This window comes from Brachybacterium atlanticum (assembly GCF_025669985.1).
In the GTDB taxonomy this organism is placed as follows: Bacteria; Actinomycetota; Actinomycetes; order Actinomycetales; family Dermabacteraceae; genus Brachybacterium; species Brachybacterium conglomeratum.
In genome coordinates, this window is the sequence record NZ_JAKJJW010000004.1 from 106599 (window position 1) to 124246 (window position 17648).

12 protein-coding genes are annotated in these 17648 nt (G+C 73.4%); 3 read left to right on the forward strand and 9 right to left on the reverse strand.

Translation table 11 applies throughout. The features are described 5' to 3' along the window. Positions 1–73 precede the first annotated feature (73 nt). The 5 genes from L3K22_RS03205 to L3K22_RS03225 form a co-directional block, all read right to left on the reverse strand. Entirely contained in the window at positions 74–787 is a 714-nt protein-coding gene (locus tag L3K22_RS03205; protein WP_263310115.1) for a vitamin K epoxide reductase family protein, read from the reverse strand. A 37-nt stretch (positions 788–824) separates the two neighbouring features. Next, positions 825–1817 (reverse strand): NAD-dependent epimerase/dehydratase family protein, encoded by a 993-nt coding sequence (locus tag L3K22_RS03210; RefSeq protein WP_263310116.1) that lies wholly within the window; start codon positions 1815–1817, stop codon positions 825–827. Beyond that, the gene (locus L3K22_RS03215; protein WP_263310117.1) at positions 1814–4483 is read right to left on the reverse strand and encodes an alpha/beta fold hydrolase; all 2670 of its coding nucleotides are present in this window, start codon (positions 4481–4483) and stop codon (positions 1814–1816) included. Before L3K22_RS03215 ends, L3K22_RS03210 begins: the two co-directional genes overlap by 4 nt. Continuing rightward, positions 4477–5508: a 3-oxoacyl-ACP synthase III gene (locus L3K22_RS03220; protein WP_263310118.1), complete on the reverse strand. Its 1032-nt coding sequence runs from the start codon at positions 5506–5508 to the stop codon at positions 4477–4479. The genes L3K22_RS03215 and L3K22_RS03220 overlap by 7 nt, the downstream gene beginning before the upstream one ends. Before the next feature lie 115 nt (positions 5509–5623). Next, entirely contained in the window at positions 5624–6589 is a 966-nt protein-coding gene (locus L3K22_RS03225) for a sugar phosphate isomerase/epimerase family protein (protein ID WP_263310119.1), read from the reverse strand. Between the two features lie 63 nt (positions 6590–6652). Here L3K22_RS03225 and L3K22_RS03230 point away from each other — a divergent pair, with 63 nt between their 5' ends. Both L3K22_RS03230 and L3K22_RS03235 read left to right on the forward strand, forming a co-directional pair. Next, positions 6653–7927: a GNAT family N-acetyltransferase gene (locus L3K22_RS03230; RefSeq protein ID WP_263310120.1), complete on the forward strand. Its 1275-nt coding sequence runs from the start codon at positions 6653–6655 to the stop codon at positions 7925–7927. A gap of 77 nt (positions 7928–8004) precedes the next feature. After that, positions 8005–8634, forward strand: coding sequence for a thymidine kinase (locus tag L3K22_RS03235; protein ID WP_263310121.1), 630 nt, complete (start codon positions 8005–8007; stop codon positions 8632–8634). Positions 8635–8685: 51 nt separating this feature from the next. On the opposite strand, the gene L3K22_RS03240 is transcribed toward L3K22_RS03235, so the two are convergent. Beyond that, entirely contained in the window at positions 8686–9090 is a 405-nt protein-coding gene (locus tag L3K22_RS03240) for a hypothetical protein (RefSeq protein ID WP_263310122.1), read from the reverse strand. A 282-nt stretch (positions 9091–9372) separates the two neighbouring features. On the opposite strand from L3K22_RS03240, the gene L3K22_RS03245 reads away from it, so the two are divergent. Then, entirely contained in the window at positions 9373–12825 is a 3453-nt protein-coding gene (locus L3K22_RS03245; protein ID WP_263310162.1) for a bifunctional proline dehydrogenase/L-glutamate gamma-semialdehyde dehydrogenase, read from the forward strand. 242 nt (positions 12826–13067) lie between these two features. Here the strand turns inward: L3K22_RS03245 and L3K22_RS03250 are convergent, their stop codons facing one another. The 3 genes from L3K22_RS03250 to L3K22_RS03260 form a co-directional block, all read right to left on the reverse strand. Then, positions 13068–13670 (reverse strand): hypothetical protein, encoded by a 603-nt coding sequence (locus L3K22_RS03250; RefSeq protein ID WP_263310123.1) that lies wholly within the window; start codon positions 13668–13670, stop codon positions 13068–13070. 743 nt (positions 13671–14413) lie between these two features. Next, entirely contained in the window at positions 14414–15802 is a 1389-nt protein-coding gene (locus tag L3K22_RS03255; RefSeq protein ID WP_263310124.1) for a UTP--glucose-1-phosphate uridylyltransferase, read from the reverse strand. A gap of 2 nt (positions 15803–15804) precedes the next feature. Next, complete coding sequence (locus L3K22_RS03260; RefSeq protein WP_263310125.1) at positions 15805–17454, reverse strand: ATP-binding cassette domain-containing protein; 1650 nt, start codon at positions 17452–17454, stop codon at positions 15805–15807. Positions 17455–17648: the final 194 nt, after the last annotated feature.

Consider the following 17648-nt stretch of genomic DNA (forward strand, 5'->3'; position numbering starts at 1 on the left):
GCCGTCCGAGCCCGCTGCCGCCCTGGGGACGGCGGGGTGCTGTGGAGGAACGGTCAGGTCCCCCGGCCCGGGATCAGTCGAGGCCGAGCACGACCAGCCACTGCCGCCAGAACGCGGCGGCGATCACGACGATGACCATCAGGTACCACAGCACGGTCAGCAGCCCCCAGCGGCGCAGCAGTCCTGCGAGCGGGGCGGGCAGCTTCAGGTCGCCGTGCTCGATCGTGCGGGCCAGGGTCGCGAAGAACATCGGTGCGGTGACGGTCCAGATGACCATGCACCAGGGGCACAGCGCACGGATCACGAAGATCGCGGAGATCGCGAGGAAGTGGATGTAGCCGAAGGCGAAGGTCATCCCGCCGAGCCGTGCCCAGCGGAACCAGGTGGGCAGCTGCGTGCCGGAGACCATCAGCGCACCGGCCGCGGCCATGATCGCGAACCCGGCGAGCCCGATCGCCATGTTCGGGATGCCCAGGGCCGAGGACTGCCAGGTCATCATCACGTTGCCGCACGAGATGAAGGGGTTCACGTCGCAGCCGAGGCTGGCCCCGGGGTTCGCGAGCAGGAACTCCTTGCCGACCTGCAGCTCGAGGGAGGCGATCCAGCCGATGATCCCGCCCAGCAGCAGCACCAGGCCGGCCAGGCGGCTGCTCGCCCTTGGGCGGGAGGCCCGTTCGGCCGCGAGCTCGGCGTCGATCTCGGCGCGCAGCGCGGCGTCGTCGGCCGGGGCATGCTCCGGCGTGGAGGCCGCCCCGGTGGCGGATGGGTCGGTGTTCTTCTCGCTCATGGGCTCGGCTTCCGTGCGATGTGACGGGCTGGAGGATTCAGACGACGGGATGCGCGCGGAACCACTGCGCGAGGCGGGCGTTGCCCTCGTCCATGCTCACGCGCGGCGTCCACTGCAGCATCTCGCGCGTGCGGCGCTGGTCGAACCAGTGCGCGGTGGACATCTGCTCGGCGAGGAACTCGGTCATCGGCGGCTCGTCGTGGCCCGGGCGCTTCTCCCACACCCGCTCGATGAGCCGTCCGGCGAGGCGGGCCACGCTGCCGGGGACGCGCAGGGTCGGGGCGGGCACGCCCGCGGCCTCGCACCAGCCGGCGAAGACGTCGCGGACGGTCCGCGGCTCGCCGTTGGAGATCACGAAGCTCTGCCCGTGCACGTCCGCGATCCGGTCGTGCGCGGCGACGATCGCGTCGGCGGCGTTGGTGACGTAGGTGGTGTCGATCAGGGCCATGCCCTCGTCCAGCAGCGGCAGGCGGCCGTTCGCGGCGCGGTCGACGATCCGCCCGACGAGCTGGGTGTCCCCCGGCCCCCACACGATGTGGGGACGGATCGAGGTCACGGAGATCCCGTCGTTCCCGTCGGCGTCCATCGCGAGCAGCTCGGCGGCCGCCTTGGTGCGGGCGTAGGGGCCGCGGGCCCGCTCCGGATCGGCGGGGGTCGCGTCAAGGCCCACGATCGCGCGTCCCAGGTGCGCGGCCGACGGGGTGGAGACGTTCACGAGAGTGCCGCCGCCGTTCGCGCGCAGCGCGTCGAGCACGTTCTCCGTGCCGCCGATGTTGATCGCCCGGTACTCGCTCTCGGGACCGGAGATCGACACCTTCGCGGCGAGATGGACGACCGCGTCCGCGCCCTGCACGGCGCGGCGCACGTCATCGGCCTCGGTGAGGGAGCCGCAGACGTCCTCGACGCCGTCGATCCCGGCGGGACGGCGCTGGAAGGCGCGGACCGTGGCGCCGCGGTCGCGCAGGGCGGTCGCGACGGCACCGCCGAGCATGCCGGAGGCGCCGGTGACCAGGACGGTCGGGGCGCTCACAGAGCCTCCGCCCGCTCGCCCCGCAGGGTCTGCTCGGACCAGCGCGACAGCGCGGCACGGTCGATCTTCGAGTTGTGGCGGATGTCGGTGGGCAGCGCCCGGGTCTCGAACACGGCGACGACCTCGACGCCGGCGCGCTCGCGCACGGCACGGCGCACGGCCTCGGAGAGGGAGGGGGCGGCGGGCTTCGGGCGCGCTGCCTTCCCGGGCCGGTGGCCGTCCTCGGTCTCGAGGATCACGACGATCTGCTGGGTGCCGCGGGGACCGACGACGGCGGCGCCGGCGCGGCGCACGGTCGGCACCGCCTCGGCGGCGTCCTCGACCTGGACGGGGGTGAACAGCCCGTCGGCCGTGGCCAGGACGTGCGCGGCACGGCCCTCGACCCACAGCCGTCCGGCCGTATCGAGGTGGCCGACGTCGCCGGTGGCGTGCCAGCCCTCGAAGCGCATGGAGGTGTGCGTGGTGCCCCAGAGCATGAGGTAGCGGTCGCGCACGTGCGGGGCGCGCACGAGGATCTCGCCGGTCACGCCGGCCTCCTCCGTGATCTCGCCGGTGGTGCGGCCCTCCTCGTCCATCACCGCGATCGCGATCTCGACCCGGGGCACGGGGGTGCCGACGCAGACGCCGGAGCCGGGGCCCGCCGCTTCGATGCCCTCGAGGTCGATCGCAGCGACGGCCAGGCACTCGGTCATGCCGTAGGGGGTCAGCGCCTTCGCCTCCGGCATGATCTCCGCCAGCCCCTGCAGCAGGTGCGCGGGGATCGGGGCGCCGGCGGAGAAGAAGCTCGCGGCGCCGGCCATCGCGGCGCGACCGGCCTCGTCGAGCTCTCCCGCGGTGTCCAGGATGTTCCGCAGCGCGGCGGGGGCGGTGAACACGGCGGGGCGGCCGAGCGCGCCGATCGCGGCGGCCAGCGCCGGAGCGGTGAGCTCGCCGGGACGGGTGATGTCCATGTCCGGCACCACGGTCGGCGCACCGAGGGCGGGGCCCAGCAGTGCGAAGGTCGCGAAACCGGCGACCAGGCCTCGCTCGGGGGCGAGGTCGAGGGTGTCGCCGACGGCGGCGAACATGGCGCTGAGCTGGCGATGCGTCATGACCGCGCCCTTGGCGGGGCCGGTCGAGCCGGAGGTGAACAGCACCGCCGCGTCGGCGTCGGGATCCGGGTGGGCCACGTCCAGCGGGGCGCCGAGCTCGCGCTGGAGCGCGCCGGAGCGGGCGAGCTCCGCGATCGACGTCTCCACGCCGAGCGCGGCGCGGTCCACGGTCGGCAGCTGCTCGACGCTGATCCGCCGGCCGGGCCAGCCCATCGCGCGGGCGCCGACGAGTGCCTTCGGGATGCCGATCAGCCAGTCGATGTGGGAGCCGATCACGGCGCGGGTCAGGCCCTGGGCGCCGAGGCCCGCGTCGGCGACCACGGCCACCGCACCGATCCGGAAGCAGGCGTAGAGCACGCCGGTGAGGTCGGCGCCGGGGGTGATCAGCAGGCTGACCCGGTCGCCGGGGCGGACCCCGTGGCCGAGCAGGCCCGCGGCGATGTCCTCGACGCGGCGGTGCAGCAGCGACCAGGAGATCTCCCGCGTGCCGCCGTCCTCCTCGGCGCCGAGCTCGACCACGGCCGGCCGATGGGCGTGCACCGGATCCGCGGCCAGGCGCGCGATCGGCGCGCCGATCGGGGCGGCGGGCACCTGCTCGGCGGCGTAGGAGGAGACGGGGCGCCGGGCCGGGGCCTCGGTGCGGGGCGTGCCGGCGGTGTCGAAGCTCGCCTCGAGCCACTGGGCGACGAGGCCGGCGACGTCGGCGTCCTCCCACACCAGGTGGGAGGCGCCCTCGAAGCGGTGCACGTCCGCGTGCGGGACGCGCTGGATCAGATCGCGCAGGAAGCGGTCCGAGAAGGTGATGTCGCGCGGACCCCAGGCGAAGAGCGTGGGGACCTGCAGGTGGGTGAGCCCCTCAGCGACCCGGTCGAGGGTGGCGCGGGAGGGGTGGTCCGCGGCGGCGGGGATGTCGGCGACGAACTGGTCGATGCCGCGGCGGCGCGAGCGTGAGCGGTAGGGCGCGAGATAGGCGTCCTGGATCTCCTTGGGCAGCGACGGCTTCGACAGCGACAGGGTGGTGCGCAGGAAGGCGTCGGTCAGCGAGGTGGAGGCGGTGCGGAAGCCGGGGGTGGTCGCGAGCTGCAGCGCCTTCGGCAGCGCCTCCTCGATCCGCTGGTGCACGCCGGTGTTGGTGAGGATCATGCCGACCACGTCGTGGCGGTTGTCCAGCGCCCAGCCGGTCGAGATCAGCCCGCCCCAGTCGTGGCCGACGGTGACGACCGGCCCGTGCAGGGACAGCGCATCGGTCAGCAGGGAGAGGTCGGTGATGCGGTCCTGGTAGCGGCGGGTCACGCCGGTGCGCTCGGAGTAGCCCATCTCGAGCTGGTCCACGGCGACGAGACGCCAGGGGATGTCCTCGCGCACCAGGGAGCGGAACAGGAAGGACCAGGTGGGGTTGCCGTGGACGGCCAGCAGGGTGCCGCGCGGGGTGATGCCGCGCTCGGCGAGCCAGGGGCCGGAGTCCAGCAGGTGCCACTGGCGCAGCTCGCCGGTGTGGTCGCGGACCTGCTCGGTGCGGTGCAGCACCGGGTCCAGGCCCGGCACGTCGGGGATCTCGGGGGCGCTCTTCACCACTGGACCTCCATCATCGCCGTGTTCAGTCCGGAGCCGACGCCCATCAGCAGCACCCGCTGGCCGCGTTCGATGTCGTCCTGGATGTGCGCGAGGGTCATCGGCACCGCCTCCGCGGCAATGTTCCCCCAGTCCGGGAAGGTGACGGGGATGCGCTCCATCCCCACCCCGGTGATCTTCGAGAAGTTGCGGGTGTAGACCATCGAGACCTGGTGCGGGATGACGTAGTCGACGCCCTTGAAGTCGAGACCAGAATCGTTCGCAGCCTTCCAGGTGTCCACGATCAGGTTGATGCCGTTCTCGAGCAGGCCGTTGGAGTCGGTGCGCATGTCCTCCATGTTCGCCACGCACAGCTCGTGGTGCTCGGTGCCCGAGCGCGCCTGGGTGACCTTCAGCCGGTGCCCCTCGGGGTGCTCGTCGGCCGGGCCCAGCACGGCGGCCGCGGCGCCGGAGCCGAGGGTGAGCGAGGCGAACTGGTTGTTGAAATCGGCGCGGGTCGAGCCCTTGGTGTTCAGGCGCTCGATCGTGCCTCGCTGGACGTCCTCGACGTCCTCCGCGCCGACGATCAGCGCGTACTTCACCTGGCCGGAGTCGATCATGCCGGCGGCCATGGTCATCGCGTTGACGAAGCCGAGGCAGGCGTTGGTGATGTCGAAGTTCATGCAGGCCGCCGGCAGGCCGAGCGAGTGATGGATACCCGTGGAGACCGCGGGCTCGAGGTGACGGCGGGAGACGGAGGCGTTGATGAGCAGCCCCACCTGGTCGCGCATGATCCCGGCCTTGGCCATCGCGCGCTCGGCGGCGAGCACGACGCCCTGCTTCCAGCCGTTCTCGCGGTCGCGCCACCACTTGCGCTCGTAGACGCCTGCGACGCGCTGCAGCACGCCCTTGGGCAGGCGCAGCCGCTTGCGGGCCGGGGCCAGCATCTCGTCGATCTCGTCCGAGGTCACCGTTACCTGCGGCAGAGTCCCCTCGACCGCCAGCAGGCTCGTGTTCGAGTGGACGATCCCTGTGTTGCCGTTCCCCATCTGCCTGCGCTACCTCGTCGTTCGATCAGTTCGTGTGCTTGTCGTCGATGCATGGCGGCCGCGCGGAGCCCGGCACATGCCTCCGCCATCCTCCCACCGGAGCCTGGGGAGTCCCTCAGGGGGTGGCGGATCCCACGTCCCCGTGCTCGAGGTGGTGGCCGAGGTGGTGGCGAGCGAAGGCGAGGGACTGACGCAGCGTGCGCTCGCGCGCGACGGGGTCGCGGCTGGTGGTGACCTCCAGCAGCACCGAGCCCTCCCAGCCGCGGTTGGCGAGGCGCCGCAGCACCTCCGCACAGGGCTGGTTGCCCTCGCCGGGAGGCAGGTGCTCGTCCTTGGTGGTGTTGCCGGACCCGTCGGCGAGGTGGAGGTGGGTGAGCCTGTCGTCGAGCCGGTCGATCATCTCCAGCGCGTCGTCCCCGGCGGTCGCGGCGTGGGAGAGGTCGACCGTGACATGGGCGTAGTCCTCGTCGGTCGGGTCGTGGTCGGGGAGGTAGTTCAGCACCTCGCGCACCCCGAGCCGCCAGGGGTACATGTTCTCGACCGCGATCGCGATGCCGTGCTCGTCCTCGAGGCGGGCGACGCCCTCGACGAAGCCGCGCGCGTACTTCCCCTGCCACCGGAACGGCGGATGGGCGACGATCGTCGGGACGTCCAGCGCCTTCGCGATCTCGATCGTGCGCTCGATCTTCACCCAGGCGTCACGACCCCACAGCCCCTGCAGGAAGAACAGCGTCGGGGCGTGGAGGGAGAGGATCGGCAGGCCGTAGCGCCGGGAGTACTCCGCCAGCAGGTCCGGGTCCTGGCTGTCGCGCGGATAGGAGACCATCACCTCCATGCCGTCGTAGCCGATCTCGGCGGCGAGACGGAACGCCTCCTCCACCCCCGAGGGGAACACGGAGGAGGTGGACAGGCCCACGGGGATGCGGCGGCGCGGCGACTGCTCGCTGCGCGGATCCCCGGCGGAGAGACGACGGGACAGCGCCTCGCGCGCCCCGCGCTGCGCGCTGTTGGGGCGGGTGAACGGCTTGCGGCCCCCGTTCGTGGACGGGTTCTCCGACTCGCTGTCGCGGCGTGGACTCACGGCACCTCCTGGGCTGTCTCGCGAGGCAAGTATGCACCGTCGCGCGCCCCTAGACTCGTCCGCATGCCGGTCCGAGAACTCACCCCGACGGACGCCCTCGCCTACAGGCTGCTCAGCACCAGCGCCTTCGGCGGGTCCGTCGATCCCGACGATCCCGCCGCCTCCGCTCCCCTCTCCCCGGGTCAGACCGCGGTCGGCATCGACTCGGCGGCGCTGCCGGGAGGAGCCGAGGGGGTGCTCGCCGCGGCCGCGCGCATCCGGCACGACGAGATCTCCCTCGGCGGCGGCCGGGTGCGCTGCGGCGGCGTCGCCGGGCTCGCGGTCCATCCCGCGCATCGCGGCGACGGGCTGTTCGCCGAGCTGCTCGCTGGGGTGCTCGCCCGCTGCGACGAGGAGTCGCTGCCGGTCTCGATGCTCTATCCCTCGAACCCCGAGATCTACCGCCGCCACGGCTATCAGGTGATCGCGCGCGTCGAGACGCTCGAGGTGCCGCTGGTGGACCTGCAGCGACTGCGGTCCGTGCCCGGCCGGCGCACCGTCCCGGTCACCGCTGCGAGCATGCCGCGCGTGCGCGCCCTGTACGAGGAGCTCACGGCCGGGGACAACGCCATGCTGCGTCGCCATGGGCCCCTGTTCCCGGCCGGGCCCCCCGGTCAGGGCTGGGAGGCCGTGTTGCTCGTCGGCGCGGACGGCCTGGATCGCGGCTACGCCTCCTGGACCCGGCGCAGGGGCGAGGGTCCCGGTCTCGAGGTGCACGAGGTGCTGGGGCGGGACCGGGAGGACCTCCGCGCCCTGCTGCGCGTGATCGGCTCCTGGTCGACGGTGACCGAGTCGGTGCGGCTGCGCGTGCGGCCGGAGGATCCCGTGCTGGACGTGCTGCCCGGAGGCGGCGCCCGTCCCGCCGGCGGGACGGTGCCGCTGGTGATGATGCGCGTGGTCGACACCGCGGCCCTGCTCAAGGCACGGCCGGCACCGACCGGGCTCTCCGGCGCGCTGCGGCTCGAGGTCACGGACGACACGGTCCCCGCAGGCACCTGCCGTGCCGAGGGGCTCTTCGACGTGCACGTGGCCGACGGGCGCGTGCGCGCCGTCCCGGTCCCGAGGAGCGGGGCGGCCTCGGCGCAGTCGTCGACCGGGCCGTCTCCCGCCCCCTCGGGCGAGGCGACCGCGGGAGGGGTCCTGCTCGACGTCCACTCGGCCTCGCTGCTGCTCGTCGGCGGCCGCTCCCTCGCCGACGCCCGTCGGCTGGGACTGCGCGCCGAGGCCGACGCGCCCGCCGAGTCGCTGCTCGACGCGCTGCTGGCCGGCCCCCGGCCGAGCGTGCTCGACGCGTTCTGAGCCCGCGCACCCCGCCCCTCCGCGCCCGTCCCTGCGCCCACTCCCCCGACCCACCGCGACCCCGGAGCACCCCACCCATGGCCAAGCTGCACTTCAAGTACGGAGCGATGAACTCCGGGAAGTCCGACACCCTGATCAAGACCGCCTACAACTACGACGAACGAGGGCTGGCGACCCTGACGGTCAAGCCCGCCCTGGACACCAAGGGCGAGGACTGGGTGGTGGCCCGCGGCGGGGCGAGCCGGCGCGTGGACGTGCTCGCCCATCCGGGCGAGGACCTGCGGGAGCGGGTCTCCCGGGCCGCCGACGAGCGGGGCCTGCGGCCGCTGCACTGCGTGCTCGTGGACGAGTCCCAGTTCCTCGAGCCGCTGCAGATCGACCAGCTCTTCCGCATCGCGAAGCAGGACGCGATCTCGGTGATCTGCTACGGGCTGCGCACCGACTTCCGCACCACGACCTTCCCCGGGGCGCAGCGGCTGTTCGAGCTCGCGGACAACGTGGAGAAGCTGCCGACGATGTGCCGCTGCGGCGCGCAGGCCGAGTTCAACTGCCGGCGCGTCGGCGAGCGGTTCGTGTTCGAGGGCGACCAGGTCGCGATCGACGAGGAGGCCGGAGGGGCGGTGGTCGACGCCGTCACCTACATGTCGCTGTGCGGGAACTGCTTCATGGACGAGCAGCGGCGCGCCGGCGTCACCGTGCTGGGGTGAGGCCGGCGCGCCGCTGCGCGTCGGGGCGGGCCCGTCGGACCCGGGGCCTGCTCAGGAGCTGAGGGGCTTGTCCTCGCCCACCTCGGCGTCGCCGCCGGCGGCCGCGCTGCCGTCGGCAAGGTCCGTGTCGGCGGAGGCGTCCGCGACCTTCGCCGCGTCCTCGTCGAGGGTCGCATCGGAGCTGTTCGAGAGGCGCTCCTTCGCGGCGCCGGCCGCGCCGACCACCGCTCCCTGGGCGGCGGAGGCGACCTCGGGGGCCTTGTCCTTGACGGTCCCGGCGGTGTCCTGCGCGACGCGGGTCGCGGTGTCCTTGGCCTGCGTCGCGCGGCGCTGGACCTCGGGATCGTCGGCGACCTGGCGGGCAGTGCGCTCGAGGGACTCGTAGGGGCCGCGGCCCGCACGGGACCCGATCACGAAGCCGATGCCGAGACCGGCCAGGAAAATGAACTTCTTCATCGATGCCTCCAGTGGCGTCCGGGTGGTGTGTGGTGCGGTGTGCTCCCGCATCGTGTCACAGTCGCCGTGGTGCTCGGAGCGGATCCTGACCGGACGGTCCGCGCGGAGTCGTCCCGGAACCGTCCCGATCCGGTCACAGGATCTCCACGTCTGGGCGCCGCTCGGGGCCGCCGCGGGCCCGCCGAGGACCTACGATCGGGGTGACGGGCGATGGTGCCCGCGCCGTCGCCCGCGAGGGTCCGGCGAGATCCGTGATCGAGGAGAAGACCCGCGTTGTCCCCCGTGCCCCAGCCCTCCGACCGCGACGCCCTGCGCACGACCGCCCTCACCGCCGAGGACGTCGCCGCCCAGGTGCGCGCCTGGGTGCAGGAGGCCGCCGGACGCGAGGTCCCGGCCGCCGCCGGACTCCTCTCCGACCTGCTGCGCGATCCGAAGGGGCTCGACTTCACGCTCGCCTTCGTGGACCGGGTGATCCGCCCCGAGGACCCCCACGCTGCGGCGGTCGAGCTGCGTCGCCTCGCCCAGGACCCGCCGGCCTTCCTCCCCGCCCCGCTGCGCCGCGTCGTCGGCCTCGGCGGCGCCGCCTCGCGACTGGCGCCCTCGGTCGTGGTGCCCACCGCCCGCGCCGCCATGCGCAGGATGGTCTCCCATCTGATCCTCGACGCCCGGCCCGGGCCGCTGACCGCCTCCCTCTCCCGGCTCACGGCCGACGGGACCACGCTGAACATCAACCTGCTCGGCGAGGCCGTGCTCGGCGCGCAGGAGGCGGCACGGCGCCTCGCGGGCGTGCACGAGATCGTCTCACGGCCCGACGTCGACTACGTCTCGATCAAGGTGTCCTCGATCGTGGAGCACCTGCCGCTGTGGGGCGCGGCCGAGACCGTCGACCACGTGGTCGAGACGCTGCTGCCGATCTATCTCGACGCCGCACGCGCCGACTTCCCCACCTTCCTGAACCTCGACATGGAGGAGTACCGGGATCTCGAGCTGACCCTGGAGGTCTTCGAGACGCTCCTGGACCGTCCCGAGCTCGCCCAGCTGCACGCCGGGATCGTGCTGCAGGCCTATCTCCCCGATGCGCCGCGGGCGATGGCGCGGGTGCGCCGCTTCGCCGAGCGGCGGGTCGCGGACGGCGGCGCACCGGTCAAGGTGCGGCTGGTCAAGGGGGCGAACCTCGCGATGGAGAAGGTCGACGCCTCGGTGCACGGCTGGCCGCAGGCCCCGCTGCCCTCGAAGCTGGAGACCGACGCGCAGTACAAGCGGATGCTGCTCGAGGCGATGGACCCGGGCCGGCTCGAGGCCGTGCACCTCGGCGTCGCCGGGCACAACCTCTTCGACGTCGCCTTCGCCCACCTGCTCATGGCCGAGCGCGGGATCCCCACCGGTCCCGGGCACGGCGTCGAGTTCGAGATGCTCGCGGGCATGGCCCCGGGGCAGCAGGCCGTGGTGCGGGAGGCGACCGGGACGATGCGCCTGTACGTCCCGATCGTCCACCCGCGTCATTTCGACGTGGCCGTCTCCTACCTGGTGCGTCGTCTGGAGGAGAACGCCTCCTCGGAGAACTTCCTCTCCGCGGCCTTCGACCTCGACTCCTCCGAGGAGCTGTTCGCCCGCGAGCAGGACCGGTTCACCCGCGCCCTCGACCTCGCCCGGAGCGAGGACGCCCCGGACACGCACCGGGTCCAGGACCGTGCGGCGGAGACCGGAGCGCGTCTCGAGCTGGGCAGCCTCGCGCTGCCCGCGGTGCCCGGCGCCTTCCACGGCACCCCGGACACCGATCTGTCCACGGCCGGGAACCAGGAGTGGGCCGCCGGCATCACCCATCGCATCCGCGGCTCGGAGCTCGGCGTCGAGGAGTCCCGCGCCGCGCGCCTTACCACGACGGACGAGGTCGAGGCGACGGTGCAGACGGCGCTCGCGGCGCAGCCGGCCTGGGCCGCGATGCCGGTCGAGAAGCGCGCCCTGGTGCTCCGCCGAGTCGCCGGCACCCTGGCAGCGCACCGCGCCGAGCTGCTGGAGGTGATGGCCTCCGAGACGGGGAAGACCTTCGAGCAGGGCGATCCCGAGGTCAGCGAGGCGATCGACTTCGCGCTCTACTACGCCGAGCAGGCCGAGCGCCTCGCCGCGCGGGGCGACCTCGCGCTGACCCCGCGCGCCCTGACCCTGGTCACCCCGCCGTGGAACTTCCCCGTCGCGATCCCGACCGGCGGGGCTCTCGCCGCGCTGGTGACCGGCAGCGCCGTGATCATGAAGCCGGCCCCGCAGGCGCGACGCTGCGGGGCGCTGCTGGGCGGTCTCTTCCACGAGGCCGGGGTGCCGGAGGGCGTGTTCACGCTCGTGGACGTGCCCGAGGACGAGGTGGGCCGCTCCCTCATCGCCCATCCCCGCCTCGACCAGCTGATCCTCACCGGCGCCTACGACACCGCCGCCCTGTTCGCGTCCTGGCGCCCCGATCTGCGGATCCTCGCCGAGACCAGCGGCAAGAACGCGATCATCGTGACCCCGCAGGCGGATCTCGACCTCGCCGCCCGGGACGTGGCGCTGTCGGCCTTCGGCCATGCCGGGCAGAAGTGCTCCGCGGCGAGCCTCGTGATCACCGTCGGCTCCGTCTCCCGCTCCCGCCGCTTCAACGCGCAGCTCGCCGACGCGGTGCTGTCCCTCGAGGTCGGCGAGCCCGTCGACCCGACGGTGCGGATGGGGCCGATCATCGAGCCGCCCGGCGAGAAGCTCGCCGCGGGCCTCACAGAGCTCGGGGAGGGCGAGACCTGGCTCGCCGAGCCGCGACAGCTCGACGAGGAGGGACGGCTGTGGACGCCGGGCGTGCGGATCGGCGTGCGCGAGGGCTCCGCCTTCCACCGCACCGAGTACTTCGGACCGGTCCTCGGCATCATGCACGCCGACACCCTCGAGGACGCCCTGCGGATGCAGAACGGCACCGACTACGGGCTCACCGCGGGGCTGCACTCCCTCGAGCCCTCCGAGATCGCCTGGTGGACCGAGCACGTCGAGGCGGGGAACCTCTACGTCAACCGGGGCATCACCGGCGCGATCGTGCAGCGACAGCCCTTCGGCGGCTGGAAGCGCTCCGCGATCGGGCAGACCGCGAAGGCGGGCGGCCCGCACTACCTGCTGCACCTGCAGGACCTCGCCGACTCCGCTTCCGTCCCCTCCCGCACCGAGGACGGGCAGGCCTGGCTCGAGGCGGCGCGCGACTCCGACCGCGCGGAGATCGACGAGTTCTTCGCCGCGCGCGACGAGCAGGAGGTCCACGGCGAGATCAACCTGCTGCGCCACCTGCCGCTGCCGGTCATGGTCCGCGCGGCCGACGGGACGACGCCTGCCGAGCTCGAGCGGGTGCTGCACGCCGCCCGTACCGCCGACGCCGAGGTCGAGGTCTCGGTCGCCGACGAGGCGCTGCTCCCGACCGCGCGGGCCGGGGACACGCCTGCCTCGGTCGTCCACGAGGACGCGGCGACCTTCGCCGCCCGTCTCGGCCGGCTCGCCCAGCGCCGCGTGCGCGTGATCGGAGAGGTCGACGACGCGCTGCGGGCCGCCAACGCCCAGCGCGTGGAGGTCGCCCTGTTCACCGGCCCCGTGCTCGCCTCGGGGCGCGTCGAGCTGCTGACCTTCCTGCGGGAGCAGGCGATCAGCGCGACGAACCACCGCTACGGGAACCCGCTGCCCCACCCCCTGGACCTCACCGGCGGCAAGGGCTGGGCCACCGGCCCCCGCTGACCGCCCGGGGGCGGGGCCGGCCTGACCCCGTCGGCCGGCCCGTCCCCGCCGGCCCGGCCGCCGCCGCCCGGACGCCGGCACATCGAGTGGCAGGTTTCGATCGGTATCACTGAGCGATACCGGTGGAAACCTGCCACTCGATCTCGTCGGCGGGCCTCCACACCCACCTTTCCGCCGAGGAGCGGCTGGACGCCCGGCTCAGCCCCGCGGCGCGCCGCTCTCCACCCAGCAGCGAGCCGCGCTCAGCCCGGCCGCCACCCGCCCCGCACCAATTCGCGACGCACCTTCGCCACCGCCGGAGCGCAGCCGGCTCGGAGATCCTTCGCCGTCGTACGCAGTTCCACCCACCCCGCATCACGCCGACGATCCCCTCGGTCGATGTCACGGTCCTGCTGCCGACGGTCCAGATGGGACGGGCCTTCGTGCTCGAGCACGAGCTTCCACCGCGGCCAGTGGAGATCCGGCTCTCCGAGCTCGACGACCTCCCCTCCTGCGAGCTCCTGACGTGCCGGTGCATTCGCGAGCGGCTCCGGCAGCCCGGCGGCGACCATCGCAAGACGCAGCGCGGTCTCCGGCGGGGAGTCGCTGGACATCCTCACCTGCGCGATCGCCTCACGTACCCGGCGAGCACCGCGACCACGATGGCCGTCTGCCGCAGCGACGAGCTCGGGGATCGTGGCGTACGGCCGGGACCGTCCCTCGTACTCCTGACGCGGGCTCCGGACCAGGTGGTCACCTATCGCCACCAACGCACCAACGTCGAGGACAGAGCCCAGGCTGAGGAAGGTCCCGACCCGGGACACGAGGCGGACAGCCGGACCGTTCCGCGCCTCGAGGAGCCCCACCGCCTCTGCCTCCATACGACTCCAGCGCACAAGCCGGGTGCCCTGCCGGCGCCTACCGGGTGTAGCCATGTGGACCCGTCTGTCGACGGCACCGCCTCGCGGAGGAAGGATCTCCGAGCCCACGACCACGTGAACCTGCCTGGAAGGTTCGGTCACCGGCATCGAGAAGACGCCGGGCAGGGGCATCCCCCACAGTCGCGCCGCGGTGAGTCCTGCCGCGAAGGCCGTCGGATCGACCCTGCACAGGGCGGCGACGATCTCGCGTTCGGTGACGGTCCGGTCTGCTCTCGCCCAGAGACCTCGGACCAGCGGCCGGAGGTCGCTGCGTGTCAGGCGCGTCGGGTCCACCCCGGCCCCCAGCGCCTCGGTGGTGGAGAAGACGGCGTACCGCAGTGTCTCGGGCAGGGGGCTCGGAGCGCGGGACATCCCGACAGCATCGGAGGTCGTCGCACCGAACCGTCCCAGGCATCCACAACGGCCTGCTCACGGCTCGACGGAGACGTCTCCTCCCCACCACGCCGGCCCGGCGGTGCTCCGGAACTCCGACGCTGAGGGTCGTGCCCCACCCTGTGCGTCCCTGTACACAGATCGAGTGGCAGGCTTCAACCGGTATCGCTCAGTGATACCGGTCGAAACCTGCCACTCGACGTGCCAGCGGACGGGCGCCGGCCCGGTCGGGGCCGACGAGGCGGCTGGTTCGGTGCGAGCCGGCCCGGGGCCGACGGCCCCGGCTCCGGCCGGGGTCAGCCGGCGGCGGGGGTGCCGAGGCGGGCGCCCTCGGGCACCTCGCCGCCCTCCTCGCCGAGCACGGCTTCGCCCACCACGGCGACGTCGGCCCCGAAGGTCCAGTCACCCTGCACGTCCAGGCTCGTGGCCTCCTTGAGCGAGGGCACGCCCTGCGGGAAGCGGAGCTCGAAGTCCTGGATCAGCTTGTAGGAGCCGGACTCCAGGGACACCGACGGCACGCTCTGAACCTGCTGGACCAGGGCGTTCCGCTCGTCGAGAGCGTAGGCGTCGGAGCGGATCAGGAGCAGGTCGCTGGTGGCCTTCACGGGTAGGAACCGGTCGCGGCCCACGACGATCGCGGTCGCGCCGTCGAACACCTCGATCGCGGCGCCCATCGCGGACTCGATCTGGTAGACGGGCGTGGAAGACTTGTCGGAGGGGTCCACGGTCTTCTCGTTGCGGATCAGCGGCAGCCCCATGACGCCGTCGCGCTCCTTGAGGATCGCGTCGAGCTGCTCGAGGTCCCACCACAGGTTGTTGGTGTGGAAGAACGGGTGGCGGTGCTCGTCGGTGAAGTAGTCCATCTCCTCGGCCGGGGTCTGCGCGGTGTCGCGCAGGATGAGCCGCCCGTCGGACTTGCGGAGGGCGAGGTGGCCGCCCTTGCGGTCCGCGGGGGTGCGGCGGCACAGCTCGGCGGCATACGGCGCGCCGGTGGAGGCGAACCAGGCGGCGAGCACCGGGCTCGGCACGGTGCCGAGGTTGTCGGAGTTCGAGACGGAGGCGTACTTGAAGCCGGCGTCGAGCAGCTGCTGGAGCAGGCCCGAGGTCTGCAGGGCGGTGTAGATGTCGCCGTGGCCGGGCGGGCACCACTCGAGGTCGGGGTCCGCCTCCCACTCGACGGGCGTGAGGTCGTCGGTGCGGAGCTTGGGCTCCTTGTTCTGCAGGAAGTCCAGCGGCAGGTCGCCGACGGGCAGGTCGGGGTACTTCGAGAGCACCTCGAGGGTGTCCTCGCGGGTGCGGAAGGAGTTCATGAAGATCAGCGGCAGGCGCGAGTTCGTGCCGCGGCGGGCGGCGAGTACCTGCTCGACGATGAGATCCAGGAAGCTCTTCCCGTCCCGCACGGGGAGAAGCGACTTCGCCCGGTCCAGCCCCATGGAGGTGCCGAGGCCGCCGTTGAGGTTGATGATCGCGAGCTTGTCGAAGACCTTCTTCGCCTCGGCCACGTCGATCTTCACGTCGTCGAGGTGGGTGGGGTCCAGGTACGGCTCGATCGTGTCCTCGGGGATCGTGCCGGTCACCCCCTCCTCGAGCTGCCCGTAGTAGTGGGAGAAGACGTCGATCGCGGTCTGCGCGACCCCTGCGTCCTTCATCTTCTGCTGCGCTGCGGCGATTCCTTCGTTGCTCATGGTCACAGCGTATCGACTCCCGCTCGCCCGGCCGCGCACCGCACCGCCTCGCCGAGATCGAGGCGCGGCCAGTGCGCCAGGCGGCGCAGCACGGTGCGGTCATGGCTGGCGACGACCACGGCCGACGGGGTGCGCTCGAGCGCCTCCAGCAGGTCGTCCACACCGCTGATGCCGAGGTGGTTGGTGGGCTCGTCCACGAGCAGCACGTCGGGCCGCTCGGAGAAGAGCCGGGTCAGGGCCCGGCGGCGCCGTTCCCCCGGGCTGCCGCGTCGCGGCTCCTGTCGCTCGTCCTCCTGGGCGAGGAGGGCCAGGCGGGCACGGCCGAGCACTCGCACCGCTCCTGCGTCCGGCGCGAGGTCGCCCGCGAGCACCTGCAGCAGCGACGTCTTCCCGGCGCCGTTGGGTCCGACGACCAGCAGCCGGTCCCCGCCCTCGAGGCGCAGCGTCGTCTCGGGCAGCCGGGGCGGGACCGACGGGTCCGGTGCCCGTTCCGCACCGGCGGAACCGGCACCGGCGTAGCCCCCACAGGCCGAGCCCGGAGCGTCCCGGCCCCGATCGGCCCGGTCCACCCGCACGCCATCGGCGCGCAGCAGCGGGGTCCCGGCGGACGTGCCGGAGTCCGGCAGCGACAGCCGCGGCGGCGGGGGCGGCACGTCCAGGCGGTGCTCCTCGAGCCGGGCGAGCCGGTCGTTCAGGGCGCGGACGGTGCCGGGTGTGCGGGACTGCCGCTGGTGCTTGCCGGTGCCCTTGTCGGGTCGCCATCCGGTCGACAGGCGCGAGCGGGCCGCATCGGCTCCCGCCTGGAGGCGATGCTGCTCCTCCTGCTGGGCGCGGTAGGCGTCCTCCCAGGCCGTGCGGGCGCGGCGCCGGGCCTGCTCCCAGTCGGCGAGCCCGCCGCCGACGAGCAGGGGGCGTCCGTCCTCGGTGGGGTCGAGGTCGAGCACGGAGGTGGCGACGTCCTCCAGCAGCGCCCGGTCGTGGGAGACCAGGGCGACCGCGCCGGGGTGCTCGCGCAGTGCCCGCGTGAGGTGCGCGAGCCCCCTCGCGTCGAGGTGGTTGGTGGGCTCGTCGAGCAGCAGGATCTCGTCGCGGGCGGCGATCACGCCGGCCAGCCGCACCCGGTACCGCTGTCCCACCGAGAGGGCGGTCAGCTCGCGCTCGCGCTCGGTGACGGCGCCGACCTCCTCGAGGGCGACCTCGAGCCGCCGCGGCGCGTCCCAGGCGTCCAGGGCGGTGACCCGGGCGAGAGCGTCGTCGTAGCGTCGCGCGGCCTCGGCGGTGCCGTCGGCGAGCGCGTCGGCGGCGGCGTCGTGCTCGCGCAGCGCGGCGAGGGGCCGGGCGAGCAGCGCATCGAGCAGGTCGCCGACGGTGCGGGGGCCGGCGGCGTCGGCGGTGGTGAGCTCCTGGCGCACCATGCCGAGGGCGCCGTGGCGCTCGACGGTGCCGGCGTCGGGCTCGAGCGTCCCGGCCAGCGCGTCCAGGAGGGTGGTCTTGCCGCGTCCGTTCTCGCCGACCACGGCGAGCACGGTTCCGGGGACGAGGGTGAGGTCGATGCCGGTGAGGAGGACGCGCCCGCCGCGCGAGAGCTGCAGCTCGCGGGCGCGGAGCTGCAGCTCGCGGGCGCGGAGATGAGAGGTGGTCCGCTGGGACATGGTTCGGGTGCCTTCCGGTGGTGGGTGTCACCGGGCACGGCGGAGCGCCGCCCGGTGGAGGTCCGGACGGCAGCGCGAGGTGGTGGAGGGGCGCCGCCGTCAGCGGCGGGCGCGGGGGCGCGCGATGGCGCAGGTGCCGAGGAAGCAGGTCGTCATGGGGCCACCGTAGGATCGACCCGGCGGCGCTGTCACCC

Excerpts from the sequence above, each read along its gene's own strand:
- L3K22_RS03255 (WP_263310124.1), bottom strand. The coding sequence starts at position 15,802 with ATGAGCAACGAAGGAATCGCCGCAGCGCAGCAGAAGATGAAGGACGCA.
- L3K22_RS03235 (WP_263310121.1), top strand. The coding sequence starts at position 8,005 with ATGGCCAAGCTGCACTTCAAGTACGGAGCGATGAACTCCGGGAAGTCC.
- L3K22_RS03240 (WP_263310122.1), bottom strand. The coding sequence starts at position 9,090 with ATGAAGAAGTTCATTTTCCTGGCCGGTCTCGGCATCGGCTTCGTGATC.
- L3K22_RS03260 (WP_263310125.1), bottom strand. The coding sequence starts at position 17,454 with ATGTCCCAGCGGACCACCTCTCATCTCCGCGCCCGCGAGCTGCAGCTC.
- L3K22_RS03230 (WP_263310120.1), top strand. The coding sequence starts at position 6,653 with ATGCCGGTCCGAGAACTCACCCCGACGGACGCCCTCGCCTACAGGCTG.
- L3K22_RS03220 (WP_263310118.1), bottom strand. The coding sequence starts at position 5,508 with ATGGGGAACGGCAACACAGGGATCGTCCACTCGAACACGAGCCTGCTG.
- L3K22_RS03205 (WP_263310115.1), bottom strand. The coding sequence starts at position 787 with ATGAGCGAGAAGAACACCGACCCATCCGCCACCGGGGCGGCCTCCACG.